General features: G+C 50.7%; 15 protein-coding genes. 12 read left to right on the top strand and 3 right to left on the bottom strand.

Annotated features, from left to right (window positions below; translation table 11 throughout):
- Positions 1–8: 8 nt before the first annotated feature.
- The 3 genes from IPK01_07780 to IPK01_07770 are packed head-to-tail and all read right to left on the bottom strand — an operon-like array spanning position 9 to position 1,269.
- Positions 9–554: a hypothetical protein gene (locus IPK01_07780; protein MBK7933392.1), complete on the bottom strand. Its 546-nt coding sequence runs from the start codon at positions 552–554 to the stop codon at positions 9–11.
- Positions 555–558: 4 nt separating this feature from the next.
- A complete protein-coding gene (locus IPK01_07775) occupies positions 559–879 on the bottom strand; it encodes a hypothetical protein (protein ID MBK7933391.1) in 321 nt (106 codons plus the stop codon).
- Positions 880–915: 36 nt separating this feature from the next.
- A complete protein-coding gene (locus IPK01_07770) occupies positions 916–1,269 on the bottom strand; it encodes a hypothetical protein (GenBank protein MBK7933390.1) in 354 nt (117 codons plus the stop codon).
- A gap of 849 nt (positions 1,270–2,118) precedes the next feature.
- On the opposite strand from IPK01_07770, the gene IPK01_07765 reads away from it, so the two are divergent.
- The 12 genes from IPK01_07765 to tssA all read left to right on the top strand — a co-directional run bounded on the left by IPK01_07765 (position 2,119) and on the right by tssA (position 17,055).
- Complete coding sequence (locus IPK01_07765) at positions 2,119–3,489, top strand: pyridoxal-phosphate dependent enzyme (GenBank protein MBK7933389.1); 1,371 nt, start codon at positions 2,119–2,121, stop codon at positions 3,487–3,489.
- Positions 3,490–3,507: 18 nt separating this feature from the next.
- Complete coding sequence (locus tag IPK01_07760) at positions 3,508–3,933, top strand: hypothetical protein (protein ID MBK7933388.1); 426 nt, start codon at positions 3,508–3,510, stop codon at positions 3,931–3,933.
- A gap of 39 nt (positions 3,934–3,972) precedes the next feature.
- Positions 3,973–5,604, top strand: a complete 1,632-nt coding sequence (locus IPK01_07755; GenBank protein ID MBK7933387.1) for an FHA domain-containing protein — start codon at positions 3,973–3,975, stop codon at positions 5,602–5,604.
- 6 nt (positions 5,605–5,610) lie between these two features.
- Entirely contained in the window at positions 5,611–6,339 is a 729-nt protein-coding gene (locus IPK01_07750) for an FHA domain-containing protein (protein ID MBK7933386.1), read from the top strand.
- Positions 6,279–7,040: a transglycosylase SLT domain-containing protein gene (locus IPK01_07745; GenBank protein MBK7933385.1), complete on the top strand. Its 762-nt coding sequence runs from the start codon at positions 6,279–6,281 to the stop codon at positions 7,038–7,040. Before IPK01_07750 ends, IPK01_07745 begins: the two co-directional genes overlap by 61 nt.
- Positions 7,041–7,044: 4 nt before the next feature.
- On the top strand, positions 7,045–8,304 hold the full coding sequence (locus tag IPK01_07740; protein MBK7933384.1) for an FHA domain-containing protein: 1,260 nt from the start codon (positions 7,045–7,047) through the stop codon (positions 8,302–8,304).
- Positions 8,305–8,309: 5 nt separating this feature from the next.
- Complete coding sequence (locus IPK01_07735; GenBank protein MBK7933383.1) at positions 8,310–9,146, top strand: YkgJ family cysteine cluster protein; 837 nt, start codon at positions 8,310–8,312, stop codon at positions 9,144–9,146.
- An 80-nt stretch (positions 9,147–9,226) separates the two neighbouring features.
- The gene (tssK, locus tag IPK01_07730) at positions 9,227–10,579 is read left to right on the top strand and encodes a type VI secretion system baseplate subunit TssK (GenBank protein ID MBK7933382.1); all 1,353 of its coding nucleotides are present in this window, start codon (positions 9,227–9,229) and stop codon (positions 10,577–10,579) included.
- 39 nt (positions 10,580–10,618) lie between these two features.
- Entirely contained in the window at positions 10,619–11,296 is a 678-nt protein-coding gene (locus IPK01_07725) for a DotU family type IV/VI secretion system protein (GenBank protein ID MBK7933381.1), read from the top strand.
- Positions 11,297–11,310: 14 nt separating this feature from the next.
- Positions 11,311–14,928: a type VI secretion system membrane subunit TssM gene (gene tssM, locus IPK01_07720; protein MBK7933380.1), complete on the top strand. Its 3,618-nt coding sequence runs from the start codon at positions 11,311–11,313 to the stop codon at positions 14,926–14,928.
- Between the two features lie 10 nt (positions 14,929–14,938).
- Positions 14,939–15,733: a tetratricopeptide repeat protein gene (locus tag IPK01_07715; GenBank protein ID MBK7933379.1), complete on the top strand. Its 795-nt coding sequence runs from the start codon at positions 14,939–14,941 to the stop codon at positions 15,731–15,733.
- Positions 15,734–15,849: 116 nt separating this feature from the next.
- The gene (gene tssA / locus IPK01_07710; protein MBK7933378.1) at positions 15,850–17,055 is read left to right on the top strand and encodes a type VI secretion system protein TssA; all 1,206 of its coding nucleotides are present in this window, start codon (positions 15,850–15,852) and stop codon (positions 17,053–17,055) included.
- Positions 17,056–17,091: the final 36 nt, after the last annotated feature.

Here is a 17,091-nt window from a genome sequence, read left to right as displayed (position 1 = left end):
GATTCTAATCACGGCTTGAATGTCTGTTTCTTATTTTTTTTCCTTTTACGAATTTCGTCCCAAATATTATTAGCTTCAACCTTGAACCAAATAAAATTTTTGTTTGCCGTGAAATAAAGATAAAAATCTTTGCAATAACCATGGAAACCTTCTTTATCGTCCGAAGACGTAAAAGATGCGAGTTCTTTCTTTGGGTGGGGAACTCCAAGATTAGTCATAAATTGATAGGCAAATTCTTCTCCTGATGCCCACTGAATTGTTGGCTGATATGAAATATCGAACGAGACGAGCTTATTGTTTTCGATAGTTAGCCCGATACCTCTCACATCAGGATCGGGGTTCTTGATCGCGGGTTCAAACCACGTTTCCATGTATCCGAGTTTTTCCGTTCGCATCGTTGGATAGATAGCCCTTATCTGGCTAAGCGTCATGCCTAGACGCAATTTTCGGACAGCGGGCAAACTCTTCACAGTGAGTGTGCATTTATCCTGGGCTAACAGAACTGGCTCAAACAAGCCAATTGCAAGAAGGATCAGTAAAAGCTTAGGTAGCATAAATTTAGTCAGGTGCTGTTAAACGTTCGACAGCCGACCGAAGCTCCAGATCATACTCCGCTTCTACTTCCGGCGTCGAATGAAACAGTTGTCGAAACGATACTGCTTCTTCATTATAAAGTGGCTTCCAGTGCCAAAAACGGATCCTTAATGTGGTCTGCTCAGTAGCATAAGTGACCATACCAACAGAAATTCCATCATCGAGAACCGAAACTTGTCTTCCATCAATGATTTCTGTTTTCAATCCGTTACGCTCTTCACAAGGAATAGATTTTTCATTACAAATCATCTCTAAGCGGTCTGTCGCGTTCTTATATGCGTTCATAAGTTATCTTTACGGTCTAAATCCATTGGTGAGAGATCACGAATGAAAACGTTTATACAATGGGTCCAGTTCATCACGGTGAAAGGCAAATTCATCTAGAGCTACGGCCAATCTGCGGACAATCTCTTGAATTTCCGTAACATCCGAATGTTCTTGACCCAAAAAAAATCCTAATTTAGTCAGTTCGTCTCTATAGCGATGCCTATGCTCAGTCGAGGGAAATGTAGCGCCCTGCAATACTTCTTTTGCTGAAGCCAGCCACTCAAGGGAATGTTCGCGAAGTCTCCTCGCCATTTCACTCGACCAATGATTGTTCGTTTCGATAAGCATTTCCCACTCGATGACAAGCTCTTTAGCTTCAATTTCAAGATCCTTTGTTGAAGTGCCCATGGAGTGGATTATATGGAGTGTTAAACAAAAAAACAACACTTATTGCGCCACTGGAGAACGCATTTATCATGTTTTAATTGGTCCGATGGGTTTCATAAATGACTTGACACCCTGACCCAAAATCGATTAAATTCTTTTCGTTCTCATTTTCTCTACTAAAAACCTAAAATCGGACAGCCGCTCTTAGCTTTTTTTGTTGTCCGAAAAGACTGCAAAAGGAGTAAATATCGCTATGGCTGAGGCCGGGCAAGTGTACCTGAAGGTACTGTGCCTGACCTGTTATTTTCTTCGGCGCTAGACATTTCATTCCTGACAATTCACCTGCCTTTTGTCTGAGATCAAAGGCAGAGACCCAACCGGTAGGGCGGGTGTTCCTGCTGCGTTGTCATTTCCGCCTCGATCGGGCTGCGTTGACGCCGGGGGTGTGGGGCGAGATGGACGCGGGTGGGCGGTTGGGGCGAGTGGGTCTGGCGGTGGCGGCGTTGGGGTGGTGGATATCGCCCTTTTTGGATGGGTCTGATGGACGGCGATGGGAATTTGTTGGAATTTGAACCGAGCGACTGCAAGTGACAGCTTTTTAGACACGTTTAGCAATTGTGGCTGGGCGTCTTTTTTTGCAGAACCAGATTTTACGGCATTTTCTTCAATTTTGTTGATTTGATTGTGGTACGTACCACAATTTAGACCAAACACATAAAAAAACACAATTGGTCATTTCGAGAAACGTGTTTTGGGTGCCATCGATTCCACTTCTTGAGTCTTGCCACAAAAACGGTTTGCGAATAAACTCTGTTGTAGAAATATTTGTTTTACAGGTATTCCCAAGCGAGCTCTAGCGAGCAAGTATAAATGAAATTCTACAATGATATTATTCACCTGATCGGCAACACTCCGCTGGTTCGGATCAACAACATTACACGCGAGCACAAGGTAAAGGCACAGGTCTTTGCAAAGATGGAGAGCCTCAATCCCGGTTATTCGGTCAAGGACCGCATCGGCGTGTCGATGGTCGACTGGGCGGAACGCGAAGGCGTTTTGAAAAAAGGCGGCACCATCATCGAGGCAACCTCAGGAAATACCGGTATCGGACTCGCATTGGTCGCGGCGGTTCGCGGTTATCGGACGATATTTGTTTTGACGGAAAAGGCGTCGACCGAGAAGGTTCGCTATCTCAAAGGTCTGGGCTCGGACATCGTCGTTTGCCCCGCAGCGGCAAAGCCAGGAACCCCTGACCACTACGTCGCGACCGCAAAACGCATCGCCGAGGAAACGCCGAATTCCTTCTATCCTGACCAATACAATCACCCCGAAAATCCGGCGGCACACTACCGCACGACCGGCCCCGAGATCTGGGAAGACACCGAGGGCAAGATCACTCACTTTGTCGCCAGCATCGGCACCGGCGGCACTATCAGCGGAACGAGCCGTTATCTGAAGGAAAAGAACCCAGACATCAGGATCATCGGCGCCGACCCGTACGGTTCGATATTCAAGACCTACAAAGAATCGGGCCACGTCCCCGAAGGCACGCCTTACCTCGTCGAAGGCATCGGCCAGAACCTGCCCGTCGGCAATGCCGATGTAAATATCATCGACGAGATCATCAACATCACGGACCGCGAATCGTTCAACTTTGCCCGCGAATTGGCCAAGCGTGAAGGCCTGTTCGTTGGCGGTTCGACCGGGACGATCTTTGCCGCTGCGCTCAAAGTCGCGAAGGAACTCGACGAGACGGGCTTTGTCGTATTTATCGTCTGCGACACCGGCGAACATTACCTTTCCAAGTTCTATTCGGACGAATGGATGAAGGAAAAATTAATGCTCGAACCGCAGCGAATTACCGCGAGCATCATCGCCGACACCAAGAATGCAAATTCGCCCCGCGAACTGATCTCGGTCACTCCCGACGATCTGGTGAGCGACGCTCTCGCGATCATGAACGAACGCGGCGTGACTCAGCTGCCCGTGATCGAGGATCATCGAGCGGTCGGCAGTTTGCGCGAAAGCGGGGTTTTGACTAAACTTTTGGCGGATCGCGATCTGTTAAATGCTAAGGTCGCGGATATAATGGACGCAAGTTTTCCGGTGCTCGAGGCCGATGCAACGTATAACGAGATCAAAACAAAGCTGCAGAAGCATCCGGCGGTTTTGATCGAGGATTTCAAACGCATAACGGGCATTATTACCCGTGGCGACCTACTTGAATTACCGCGGCTATAAGCTGAAAGGAGAAAACTTATGGGCGATAATTGGGAACTCCCGAAACCGGTATTCCGCAGCACGAGCGGATCGCTGCCGCAGGATTTCCCTGCCCGGGCCGGAGCTGATGCCCAACCACAGGCCGCTGCGCGAGTCCCTGACGAGGGCGACCAGATACTGTCTTCGCTCTACGCCCCGCCGAGCGAAACCGTCGAAGAACCGGCTGCTCCCGAGCCTCCTCCGACCGCTCCGGCGATCGTCGAGATCGAGCCGCAGCCCTTTATTTCCGAACAGTTCAGCACCGAAGAGATCGTTACCTTAGCTCCTGACAAACCCGTGAAAAAGGGCGGAGCCGGCAAGACGTTTTTGGTTGTCGCGGCCATGATCTTGATCGGCGTGGTCACCGGCATTTTGGCTCTCGTTTATTTGCTTTTCATCCGAACCCCGTCGGAATCCACGTTTTAGTGGGCAAATTTATCGCCTCAACCTCGTCTTTAACGTGCTATGAGCTGCGCGAAACTAAAACTCGAAAACGGTGAGACCGTCCTCAGCGAAGGAGTTACGACCATCGGCCGGACCCCGGACAATGTTGTTTCGTTTCCGGAGGATTCGAACGTTTCGCGATATCACGCCGAGATAGAGTTTCGCGGCGGCGACCATTACCTGATCGATCTCAACAGCAGCAACGGAACGAGCGTTAACGGAAACGCGGTCAAAGGTGAAGTTCGGCTCGAGCCGGGCGATAAGATACTGTTCGGAGGATCGAGCGAAGCCGAGTTCCTTTACGGCTCAGCCTCGTCGGCGAATGAGAGTGGATCTGAGCTTTCGAACACGCCCGGAATGTCCGAAGCCAGGTCGGAAATGAGCTCGCTCGGTTCGTCCGCTCAGTCCGAAGCAGAATATGCAGCACAAAATGCGGTTCACAGTGCGATAAATAATGCGGTTAGCGGCACTGGCTCGTCTGTTGCGACGTCAACCGCAGGCTCATCAGCGATAGATGTCGCGGCTGGTTCAGGCCCCAATTCGACCGTTCTGATCGCAGGTGCCGTGTGCGGACTCGCAGTAGTTTGTGCGATCGCGGCGGGTGTTTTTTACGCAACACGCGGCTCGTCCTGTAATGCTTCAGCGTCGATAATCAAGCCTGAACAAGGTGATACTATCATCGCTCCTACAGAGATCGAACTTAAGGTCGAAAATGGCGAATGCGTAATGCGGGCAGTTTTCACTCTCGACGGCGACGTGATCGCGTCGGCGAGCGGGCCTGATTTTTCGGCATCGATCGACCCCAAGGACCACCCGCAGCTCGCAGACGGCCTTGACCACGATCTGCAGGTCATACTAGTAGACGCAAAAGGTGAACAGATCCGCCAACCGTCAGGTGTAATGCTGGCGTTCGAAACACGTGCCGTTACCAAACAGCCGCCGACAAATGTGACGGTTGCTACGGCGAATGCACCTCCCGTCAAGACGACCGCCGCCAGTCAAGTTACGCTGATCCAGATGCAGGACATGGCCCAGCGATTGGTCAAGCAGTTTTCAGGTAACTTCGCTTACAATGTGTCGAACAAGCAGTTTTTACAGGAAGTGCAGAAACGCACCGCTGAATATAGTCAGGAAGGCTATTTTGCCCGTGCAAATACGTATCGCGACGCGATCAATGTGGCATTCGTGCGTGAACAGAATCTCGACGCACCGTTTGGATTTATGCTCGCAATGAGCCGCAGCAAGTTTGTTCCGGCGAAACAGGGCGACGAGGAAGGGCTTTTCCGAATGACGAATACTTTTGTCTCTGACAATAAATACAACGGCCAATGCGGGATCGAAACACTTTCGGATCCGTCGCAAAACTGTGCTGCAAAGGCCGCTGCGATCTACATGAAAGCGGTCGTTTATGGAGTATTTGAGGGCGATTTGGTTTACAGTGCCGCCGCTTTTGGAAAAACGACGCAGGATGCCGGTGCCTGGAAAGCGACACTGCCGCAAAACCGAACCGACATTTGGAATGTGATCAAAACGCCTGCTGAGCGCGAACAGCTATTGCGATTCTTTGCTGCGGGCATCGTGGCTGAAAATCCTCAGAAATTTGGCCTAGCGAAAGATCGGCCGCTGTCGGAACTCTATCGCGTAACAATGTAACTATCGATGATCGAGGTCGTGCTCACATTTCCAACGCCTGAAGGCACCCGCGAGATCGCTATCGACGCGGACCGGACCACATTTGGCCGCGGAAGCGACGTCGATCATCGTATTGACGACCAAGGGCTGTCGCGGTTAAATTCGACTATTTACCGCGATGGTGACCGTGTCTGGATCGTTGACGAGAACTCGACGAACGGCACCTACATTAATGGTCAACTTTGTGTATCTGCCGGCACACCGCTTCGAAGCGGCGACGTAATCAAGATCGGAAACAATACATCGCTTACCGTTCGTTTGGGTGAAAAGCAAGCAGTTGCGACGGCCGTAGCGGTCAGTCATACAGCACCGACGGTCACATCCCTGCCTGAGCAAAAGGCGAGTATCTTGCCATTGGCATTGATCGCCGGCGCCGTGATGGTGATCAGTATCTCAGCTGTCTTTATTGGACTTACTTTTTCGGAGGCAGTACTACGGTCACCGCGAATTACGAGGATCCGGGCGACTATTTTGAGAATGACCACCGACGCGTGCCTTCGGGATCGCCAACTCAAAAACCGGGCAGTTCGACCAACATATCTCCGGCGAATGACAACACAAGCCTTACAGATTCGCCGTCCGGTACGAACACCGGGACCCAACCGACTCTTCCGAACAGCAAGAAATATCAGGAAATGTCTGACAGCGAGAAAAGACAGTATCTCGAGGTCAAGGCGATGCGGATCGCCCAAATAATCGGCAATAACAGCAGTGAGCCGATTCCTGCGGCGGCGATAGAAAAGATCAAGGGATTTGCCGATGGTTATGCCTCACGGTCAAAGGTAAAGCCACTCGGCGGTTGCCGGTTTGGCGACAATCTTCAAGTGACATTTGAGCGGGCAAGTAAGAATGCTCCGTTTGTTGTGCGGGCGTTTAACGAGCGCGGTGTCGACCCGCGGATCGGGCTTTATTTGGCGATGATCGAATCTGAACACTGTGTTTGCCTGCAGAGTCCAACAGGGCCGTTGGGTATGTTCCAGTTCACCTTTTCGACCGCCAAACTTCATTTTGTGCCGAATGATGGTGTGATCAAGGGTTCCTCGCCATCAAGTCCTGACGAACGATGCAAGCCGGAGCCTGCGGCACGGGCAGCGGCATCGTATATGAAAGCTCTTACCGGTCGATACGGCACCGGCCCCGCAAGCGTTCCGCTCGCCATCGGAAGCTATAACAGCGGCGAGGGCGGCCTAAGTTCGAATCTGCAGAAAGCTCTCGACTCGAACACGGGATTACCCAGAGATTTTTGGACGCTTATCGCAAACGGTGATAAGTTATCAAAGCAGTTTCAAGCGGAGAATTTCAAGTATGTTCCGAAATTCTTCGCGGCCGCAATAATCGGTGAAAACCCTCAGGACTTCGGTCTTAACCTGCAGCCGGTCTCAACATATTCCAAGTAGAAATATGGCTGAACTCTTGCTCAAATATAACGACCCGTCCGGAGTGGAACGTGAGATCACCGTCCGATCGACCAAATTCATTGTCGGGAGGCACTCAGAATGCGATTTGAGCATTTCTGATACGCGACTTTCACGCGAACATTTGTTGGTCGAACGGTACGGCGATGTCTTTGTAATTACGGATCGCGGTTCGAGCAACGGCACGATGCTCAACGACGAGAGGGTCGAGGAACCAAAAGCGATAAAGCATGGCGACCGACTCGAACTCGGAGGTTTTGAGCTCGAAATTCTGATCTTGGGCGAAGATCACGACAAACGGAATCCCACAGAAGCGGCAGCGGCAGCCGAAACAACTTCGGCTGCTGCTTCGGTAGCATCTGCTCCTACTTCTGAAACTGCCATTCCGCGGAGTCTATTTATTATTGCCCCTCTATTAGGTGTTTTCCTGTTGGTGGCCCTTGGCATCATTGTTTACATCACAAGCAAAAATAACAATAGCAAGATCGACAACAGCAATTTTGAATACTCGATCGACCCTGAGGAATCCCCAAAGCCTCGAAAAACAGCGGAACCGGGAGGAAGTCCGTCGAATCCCGGCGGAGCGGATACTCCATTGAATGGAACGACCCAATCAGACCCCGGAAATGTCGCGATAGCGGTTCCGACGCCGGCCAATCTGAACGACACGGGCAAAACGGAGGCAAATGCGGCGGCGTTTCTCCGGAAGGCTGCTGCTAACGACCCCAAGGCCTTCGTTACCGGAACTCAGGCTCAATTAATAAGCACAAAGATCAAAACGATCGCTGCATCGCCATCGCTTGCGGAAAATCTATCCTCCGCACGTAAGAACGCATCGGCGATCAAGTCTCTGGCATCCGCAAAGAATCTGAAGCCGCAGTTTCTCGCGGTGGCTGCGATCGCCAAATTAGGAAACTCGCGAGGGGACGTGCTTTCCACCGCTCAATCAATGGTAGATGAACTTGATCAGCTCGCGATTCAGGTAGGCAACGAACTTGGCGAAGATTGCCTGTTAATGATGGCAGCCTATGACCGCGGCGACCCAATGAAAATGCGCAACATGCTGCAGGATCTCGCTACCAAATCCAGTGAAAGCTCGCGAACCATTCGCACAATTTGGTTTCTACAAAAGAATGGAAAGATCACACAGGCCGAGTTCGATCTTGCACTTCGTTTTTTGGCAATCGGAACAATTGCGCAAAATCCACGTGATTTCGGCGTCAATACCGATGGACTGGGATTATAAAGCTTATGGAAAAGGGCGAGTGGATAACCGGAAATATTATGCTTCGGATCAACGGAGAACCGGTCGAGATGGAAATGACCGTTCCGGCATTTCCTATAAAGCCGCATCGGATGCTTCCAGTCTTTCAGCAGATGTCGAGCGCAATGGTCGGCGAGTGCATTAAAGCTGACGAAGCAAAAGGAAGAACCGTTTCGTGCAAAGCCGGCTGCGGTGCGTGTTGTCGTCAGGCAGTGCCTATCTCTGAGATCGAGGCATATCAATTAGCCGAACTCGTTGAGGCAATGCCTGAACCGCGACGAAGCGAAGTAAGGCGGCGGTTTGCTCACGCCCTTGCCCATTTTACGGAGATGAAATGGTTCGATGAGCTCGTTGATATAAAGAACCTCGCAAATGCAGGCGACCCCGATTTTACGCCAGACAGGTTTAACGAGGTGATCACGAACTACATGAAACAGGACATTCCGTGTCCGTTTCTCGACGACGAATCGTGTTCTATACATCCGGATCGTCCGCTCGTTTGCCGTGAATACCTGGTCACCTCGCCTCCGGAAAATTGCTTAGCACCGACCGACGACAACATTGAAAAGGTACCCATTTTCATGCAGCCGTCAAAGGCGTTGTTACGGGTCGGAAAGACGTCGAATTCTGAAAGAATGTCGTCTCTAATGATGATCGAAGCTCTGGACTTTGTTGCTCGTTTTCCCGAAAATTTTCCTGAAAAGACAGGCCCCGAATGGGCCGGTGATTTCTTCCGTGAACTTTCGAAAAAAGACGCATCGATGGAATCTGTTCCGCCAACTCCACCAAAGATCCGCAGAAGCGGAAAGAAGAGACGGAAATAGTTTGAATTGATCGGTTTAATGCAGGCTCAGGTATTTACTAATTTACACAGTCGGTTTACTATTTACGTCTATTCGACGATATGAGCAAATACCGAAAAATTGTCTGGAACGAAGGGATGCTGCTCACGCCGCATCATTTTCAACAGTGGGACAATTACCACGAGGAACTGCTCCATTCGCGCGTTCGCACCCTGCGGCCGTTCGATTACGGAGTCGTCGATTTGCAGATCAATAACGAGGCGATCACGAACGCCAATTTTCAGATCACAAATTGCCGTGCCATAATGCCGGACGGCCTGGTCGTGAACGTTCCTGATACAGAAGCTGTTCCGGATATGCGGCCGGTCGGCGACCACTTTAGTGCTGAATCCGAAAGGCTTGGAGTTCATCTCGCAGTCCCTGCGATGAAAGCCGGCGAGGCGAATTATCAGGCAAATGGTGCAAAGGCGAGCTCGAATCTTCGCTATTTGCAGGAAGGTGCTCTCGTCCGCGACGAGACAAGCGGCACAAATGAGCAGCCGCTTGCATACGCCAAGAGCAACCTGCGAATAATATTCGACGATGAATTGCGCGATGGTTTCACTTCGATCAAGATCGCTGAATTAACACGCACACCTACTGGACAGCTCAAGATCGCCGAAGATTATATTCCGCCGATGCTCAAATCGGGCGGATCACCTTGGCTTGCGAATATGCTGCAGCAATTGGTTGAGATCTTGATCACGAAGAGTGGAAGTCTCGGTGAGCAACGTCGGCAACGGAAATCTGGATTGGCAGATTTTACGACGTCTGACGCCGGAGTTTTCTGGCTGCTCCACACGATCAATTCATCGATCCCCGCGATTACACATTTTTTCCATTCGCCGCTCTTACATCCGGAGAATCTCTATCTCGAAATGGCCACTCTCGCCGGCAAGCTGATGACGTTTTCGACCGAGTTTCATCCCAAGGACTTGGTCAAGTACGATCATGACGATCTATATCTTACATTCAGCAGCTTGTTCGCTCAGCTTCGCGAACTTCTCGAAACTGTTATTCCGAGCCGCTGTGTGCCGATTCCGCTTGAAAAGACACGTGATACGCTCTATGTCGGTCGGGTCGAGGACGAACGAGTGCTCAAAGATGCCGCATTCTATCTTGCCGTAAGATCGCAAATGCCCGAGGCAAAACTTATCGAAGGAGTTCCGCGAATTGTCAAGATCTCGTCACGTGACGTTATCGATTCGGTCATCGGTTCAGCATTGCCGGGCGTGGTATTAACCCACGCTAATCCGCCGCCTGCCCCTATTCCGGCTCGCATCGGCTTTAAGTACTTCCATCTCGACGGCGTCGGTCCGTATTGGGATGGCATCAAGGGATCAAAGGTCTTGGCCGTGTATGTTCCGGACGAGATCACTGATGTAAAACTCGAAATGTATGCGGTCAAACCATAGTTAGCTGCCGAGAGACTGATACCGTAACCTCACTTTCATATGAGCGAAACGACAGCCAAAAACGACCTTGTCGCATTTGCCGGGCCAATATTTGATTTGGTCCTCAGGCTAAAGGCTGCGATCGTCGCACCGTCGAATGAGCTCAGGCCTAAGATCGCTTCAATGCTTGAGGATTTTGAAAAGCGGGCCGAGCGTTACCGCTTCAACCATAAGATCGTCTCGGTCTCGAAATTTGCGCTCGCATCATTTGTCGATGAGGCGGTTTTGACAAACAACTTTCCATTGCGGGACGAGTGGGAACGCAATCCGCTCCAACTTGAGTATTTTGGTGAGGCTCTCGCCGGCAACAAGTTTTTCGATAAGCTCGAATCAATGCTGCAGCAGATCGAAGTAACACAGGATGCGGTAGAGATCTATTATTTCTGTATGCTGTTAGGTTTTAAGGGAAGATACGGTGTCTACGAACAGGAAAAGCTGCTCGCGATCATGCAGACCACTGCGAATGCTTTGGTCAAGGCAGGAAAGATAAAGCAGGTCGAGCTTTCGCCGCATTGGCTTGCGAATGACCAACCCGAACCTCCAAAGAAGCGCGGAATGCCGACGTGGGCGAAGGTCGGTGCGTTGGCTGGCCTGGGATTGGCGATCATTGCGTATTTGGTGATGTTTTTAATGTCGGCAAACTATCTGCAAAACGCCATCGACCGACTGCAGATCTAACGGGCAATTTTTTTATGAGCAGCTGGCACACAAGCCAATTAACATATGCCTTCGGTATCGGCGGCATGATGTCGTTTTACGGCATTATGGGGCTTGTTGCCTATATGCTGCCATCAAACATGATCAGCACCAACGGGCGGATCATTTTTATTGCTCTTGTACTGCTCACGCTTCCATTCGCTTTGCTGTTTACCTACCTGGTCGCGCGCAGACGGAAGAGACGGGAAGCTGCTGAAGAGGCTGCGGCTGCAAACACTTCGGCACAATCTGACAAAGCGAACCCGGAGGTTGATACTCCGGCAAAGCTCAAGGCCCCGAGCGGCACCTATGGCGACCTTGAACGCGGGATCCAGGAAACGGTTGATTTTCTCAAGTCCTCGAATCTCGGTTCGGGCAGCAAGGACGCCATCTATTCTTTGCCATGGTATATCGTTGCCGGAACACCGAAATCAGGTAAGAGTTCGCTCGTTATCGGTTCGAATCTCAATTTTCAGACACTCGCCAGTCAGCGCGAATCCGAGCAGAAGATCGTCCGCCCAACCTCGAATGTTGACTGGAGAGTGACAAGCGAAGCGGTCTTCATTGACACCGCAGGACGCTACCAAACAGAAGGTTTGGACGCCGACGAATGGAACGCACTACTCGAATTGATCCGTAAACACCGTCCCAATCGCCCGATCGACGGTTTCATCCTCGCGATCGACGGTGACAAAACGATCAAGTCCGACGAACGTCAGACCGAAGAAGCGGCGAAGGTCCTTCGAAGCCGTTTGGATGAGGCTGTGCAACGATTGAAAGTGCGATTTCCTGTCTATTTGGTGTTTACACACAGCGACGGGATCGAGGGTTTTCAGGATTCGTTCTCGGTATCAAAGAACGAGGGCAGAGACCTTGTTTGGGGAGCTACGATTCCACTTGAAAAAAGCGAGAACGCACAGGCCCAGTTTGATCCGGAATTCGAAGTTCTCCGGGATGCCGTGATGAAGCGACGCATCGTGCGGCTTTCAGCTCCTTTTTCTCCGGTCAGGCAGCTCAGGATCTTTAATTTTCCATTGCATTTCGGTTCGGCGAGGAGAAAGGTCGGTGCATTTATTTCGACGCTTTTTCGCCCCAATCCATTTAGCGAAAGCCCGTTTCTTCGTGGCTTTTACTTCACTGCCACTGCTCCGGTCAAGGTTGCGTCAAACATACCGGTTACGGTAGGCCCGACATTTTTTTCACAAAGGCTTTTCCGCGATGTGATTTTGCGTGACCGTGATCTTGTCGCAACCTTCCAGGCTCAGAGGCAAAAAGCTCCAATCTTCGGCTGGGCGATGACACTGATCGGCGGGGGCTTCGTCGCACTGCTTTTGGCTCTCTCTGGTGTGTCTCTCTACAACAACAAGCAAATGCTCGATCAGGCCCGCGATCGAGGTGATAAACTACTGACGATCACCAAAACCGAGGCCTACAAAGACCCTGCGAAAGCTGATGAACGATCGATCCGTGGAGAGATCAACGCCACCGAAGAGCTTCGCGAACTGCTGGTAAAACTCGATGATTACGAGCGAAATGGAGCACCTTGGTATATGCGAATGGGCTTGTATTCGGGAAACCGTGTTTACAAACAGCATCTGCTCAAGATCTACATGTCGGTGATCGAAAACCGCTATAAAACGGCGACGGTCAAAAAGATAGAAGGTGACCTGCGTAAATTTGCCGATTCAAATCCGGTCGTAAATTCTGGAAAGCTGACCGACGCGGAAGAGACTGTTCTCGGTAAGAACTATGACTTGCTTAAGGCCTACCTAATGCTCACGGGCCCGTTCAAGGACAAAGCGGATCCGACACACATCTCGACCGTTCTCAAGGATCATTGGACGACCGAATCAAAAATACCCCCTGATCTCAAGCTCGTTGCCGGCCAGCAACTCGATTTCTGGGCAAAACAGGTCGATCGTGATGACGATGATTATCGATTCCCTCGGATAATGCAGGACGGTAAATTGGTGGATGATGCCCGCAAGAAACTTCAAGCATTTCCTGCTGTCTTTCGTTATTACAAGCGAAAGGTCACCGAGATAAGCAAGATCGTTGACGACAAGGTCGGGCTGGCGACTGTTGATGCGATCCTTTCGAGGAATGGGGCAGACGTCAGCCTGATCGACGGCAACTATTCCGTGCCAAGCGCGTACACTAAGCCGGGCTTTCAGTTGATGAAAAAGGCGATCGCTGAGGCGAACGAAAAACTCAGCGAGGACGATTGGGTGATGGGTGAAGTCGGCAAGAAAGATGTCGCTCAAACAACCGATGCATCCAAGCTCGAAGAACGTTATTATCGCGACTATGCTGATCACTGGCGAGCATTTGTTAAGGCTGTCAATGTCAAGCCCTACAAGAATAAAGAAACTGCATTTACTGCATTACAGGCCTTTTCATCGGCAAATTCGCCGATAAAGATCCTTCTTATCGAGATCGGTAAGAATACCAATCTGTCGGCAAAGCCTGAGGTTCAGGGCTGGTGGGAATGGTTCAAAAGTTGGATATTTACTGAGGAAAATAGCGACACCGGCGGAAGCACTGCACCTGAGAAGGAGTTCCGGCCATTGTTTACCTTCATCGGGAAGAAAGAAGATAAGGAAAATGCTCCAGTTGAGAAATATCGGAACGAGATCGGCAAAATATCAAATGCTATTAATGGTATTTCGGCTGATGCCTTGAAGCAAATTGCTCAGGAACTGGCAAACGATACCGACAAACTTGGATTGCGAAAAGCAGAAACGGCGATCTCGAATCTAATTCAGGGCTTTAATGAAACGCCGTCGTCGCAGGAAGTCGCGATATTGATCCAGCAGCCCCTTGGCAATCTCAAAACGCTGCTAGGCGCCGATGCTCGTACTCAGATCGGAAAGGAATGGACGGAAGTGATCTTACCGGCTGCTAAAGAGATCGAGAAAGGCTATCCGTTCGAAGACGGCACCGCCGAGGCCGATCTAACTAAATTGACCGCATTCCTTAATCCGGTTGACGGTAAATTGTCCAAGTTTTATGACGAACGGTTGAAGAAGTATTTTGAAGAATCGAATGGTGCCCTGAAGTTGAAAGATACCGCCGAAGTTAAGTTCAGCGAAGAGTTTATTGCCTATTTGAATAATGCATTTGCTCTGCGAAAAGCTCTGTTTGGAACCGGTGCGACACCGAAGTTCGAGTATGAATTTGCATTCAAGCCCGGCAAGGATGCCATCATTGAAATCGTCATTGATGGTCAAAAAATAACTTCCGAGGGAACTGCGTCGATCAAGGGAACGTTCCCGGCTCCGGCGTCAGCGGAGACGGGTGTGATAATGAGCATTGCCGGATCGGCACCGGCGACTACCTCCGCACCGCCGCCTGTAAGTACTTCGACCCCCTCATCGGGCACCAAACCGACCGTATCCGACACAAGCGGGGCGTCGCTAAAGTTCCCGGGTAATTGGGGTCTGTTCCGCTTTGTTGATGCCGGCAAGGCAGCGAAACAGGCTGGCGGTGAATATTCATTAGGCTACTCTGTCGGTGGCAAGGCCATCTCGGCGACCATCAAGCCCAGCGGTGGCGATCTTTTAGACAAGAATGTTTTCCGGCAGGTCAAAGCACCTCAGACATTTTTGAAATAGGCATAAGGATATGGAAAAAGCAAAACAACTACTCGACGCCGGCGACCTCGCCGGTGCTGTTGACGCGGCCCTTGACCTCGTTCGGGCGAATCCAACGAACATTCAGGCCCGTATTTTTCTTTTCGAATTGTCGCTTTTCTCCGGCGATTGGGAAAGGGCCGAAAAGCAGTTGGATGTGATCGGCCATCAGGATGCGAACGCGTTGATCGGTTCGATGATCTTCCGTCAGTGCCTTCGTGCTGAAAAGGATCGTATGAAGTTTTTCGCCGATGGACTTAAGCCCGGGATACTTGCACCTCCGCCTTCGTACATTGAAGATCTGCTCGCCGCTAATAACCGCATTCGTGAAGGCAATTCAGGCGAGGCCCGAGTAATTCTTGATACGGTCGAGGAAGAGCGGCCGGCGTTCTCATGCAAAGTCAACGGCAACGACATCGAAGATTTTCGCGATTACAACGATGCGACGATGTGCCTGTTTGAAGTGATATTCAAAGACTCCTACACGTGGCTTCCGTTCGAGAACATCAACAAGATCGAGTTCTTGCCTCCGAAATCGCTCCGCGACCTCTACTGGTTGCAGGCACAAGTCGATATGACCAATGGGACGAGCGGAGAGATGTTCTTCCCCGCACTGTATTGCGGCTCATGGAAGCACGACAATGACGTGGTGCGTTTGGGCAGAATGACTAATTGGCGTGACATCGGCAATGACCTGTTTACGGGTGAAGGCACAAAGCTATTTTGGATGGACGGGAAAGACCGTTCAATACTCGATATACAGACAATAGAATTCCAATATGATTGATCGCGAAAAGTATTATTTTTAATGCTTTTTGCGCAAAATTCAGTTATGATACTCGCGAATTCGGCAATTAATTAAGAATTACCCGTCTTTGTCTTTACAGCAAGGAGCCTTTTTTGATGAGCGACGAACTTCAAATTCCGTCCGTGATTGATCTTGACGCACTGCTTCAGCCCGTTTCGGATGAAAATCCGTCGGGCGAGAGCCTGCGTTATTCCGGCCTTTACGACGAGATAGCCGAGGCTCGCCGTGCGGATGTCGATGTCAATCAAGGAGAATGGCAGACCGAACTGAAGGTCGCCGATCATCGAAAGGTTGTCGATATTGCAACACCGGCGTTGATCGATCAAACCAAGGACCTCCAAATTGCCGTATGGCTTTCCGAAGCACTTATCAAATTGAATGGTTTCGCCGGTCTCCGCGACAGCTTAAAACTCGTCGCGGGCCTGCAAGATAACTTCTGGGAAACCTTGCATCCGGAGATCGACGAGGGTGATATGGAAGGCCGTGCGAACGCGATCGCATGGCTCGACGCTCAGGGAGCGACGGCTGTACGCACTTGCCCGATCACAGCCGGAGCCGGCTACGGGTATTCTGATTGGCAGGACGCAAAGCGTTTTGATTTTCCTGACAATCTCGAAATGCTCGATTCAGAGACACAAGCAAAATACAGCGACCTAAAACAGCAGGCCGAAACCGAGAATCGCGTCACTTCGGACAAATGGAAAGCAGCTTTAAATCAAACCCGGCGTACTTTTTGTGAACAGACGAATTTCACTATAGATGAATGCTGGTCCGCATTTGCCGAGTTGAACCGGGTCATTGAGGAAAGGTATGACCGCAATCAAATGCCTGGTCTGTCGAATCTGCACAAGGCACTCGATGATGTTCATGCGCAAGCAAAGAAACTTCTCGAACGAAAGCGAGCCGAAGAGCCGGACGAGAATGATTCGTACGTACCCGAATCCTCAGGTGATTCTGTAAATGGCGAGGGCGAGGTGGTCAGCAGCGTCAGCGGCGGCGGCGGGCCGGTTCGAAGCCGTCCTGAGGCTCTTAAACGCTTAGGTGAGATCGCCGCATTTTTCCAGCGGACGGAACCCCACAGTCCTGTGGCATATCTCGTCCAGCGAGCGGTCAAATGGGGAAATATGCCTCTCGAGACATGGCTGCAAGACGTTATCAAAGACGAAAACGTCCTGTTTCAGTTGCGCGAAACTCTTGGGCTCGGCGGCATCGCACCGATCAGTTCGGATGATGGTTGGGGCACAAGTTCTGAAAGTGCGGTCGAAGAAGAGTCGACAAGTTCAAACAGTGATGAGTGGTAGAGCCTTGTCGTCAAAGTTGCTACCCACGTGGGCGGC

The organism is Acidobacteriota bacterium (assembly GCA_016713675.1).
In the GTDB taxonomy this organism is placed as follows: Bacteria; Acidobacteriota; Blastocatellia; order Pyrinomonadales; family Pyrinomonadaceae; genus OLB17.
The sequence above is the reverse complement of the archived record's forward strand: the minus strand, read 5'-3'. Positions and strand labels throughout refer to the sequence as shown.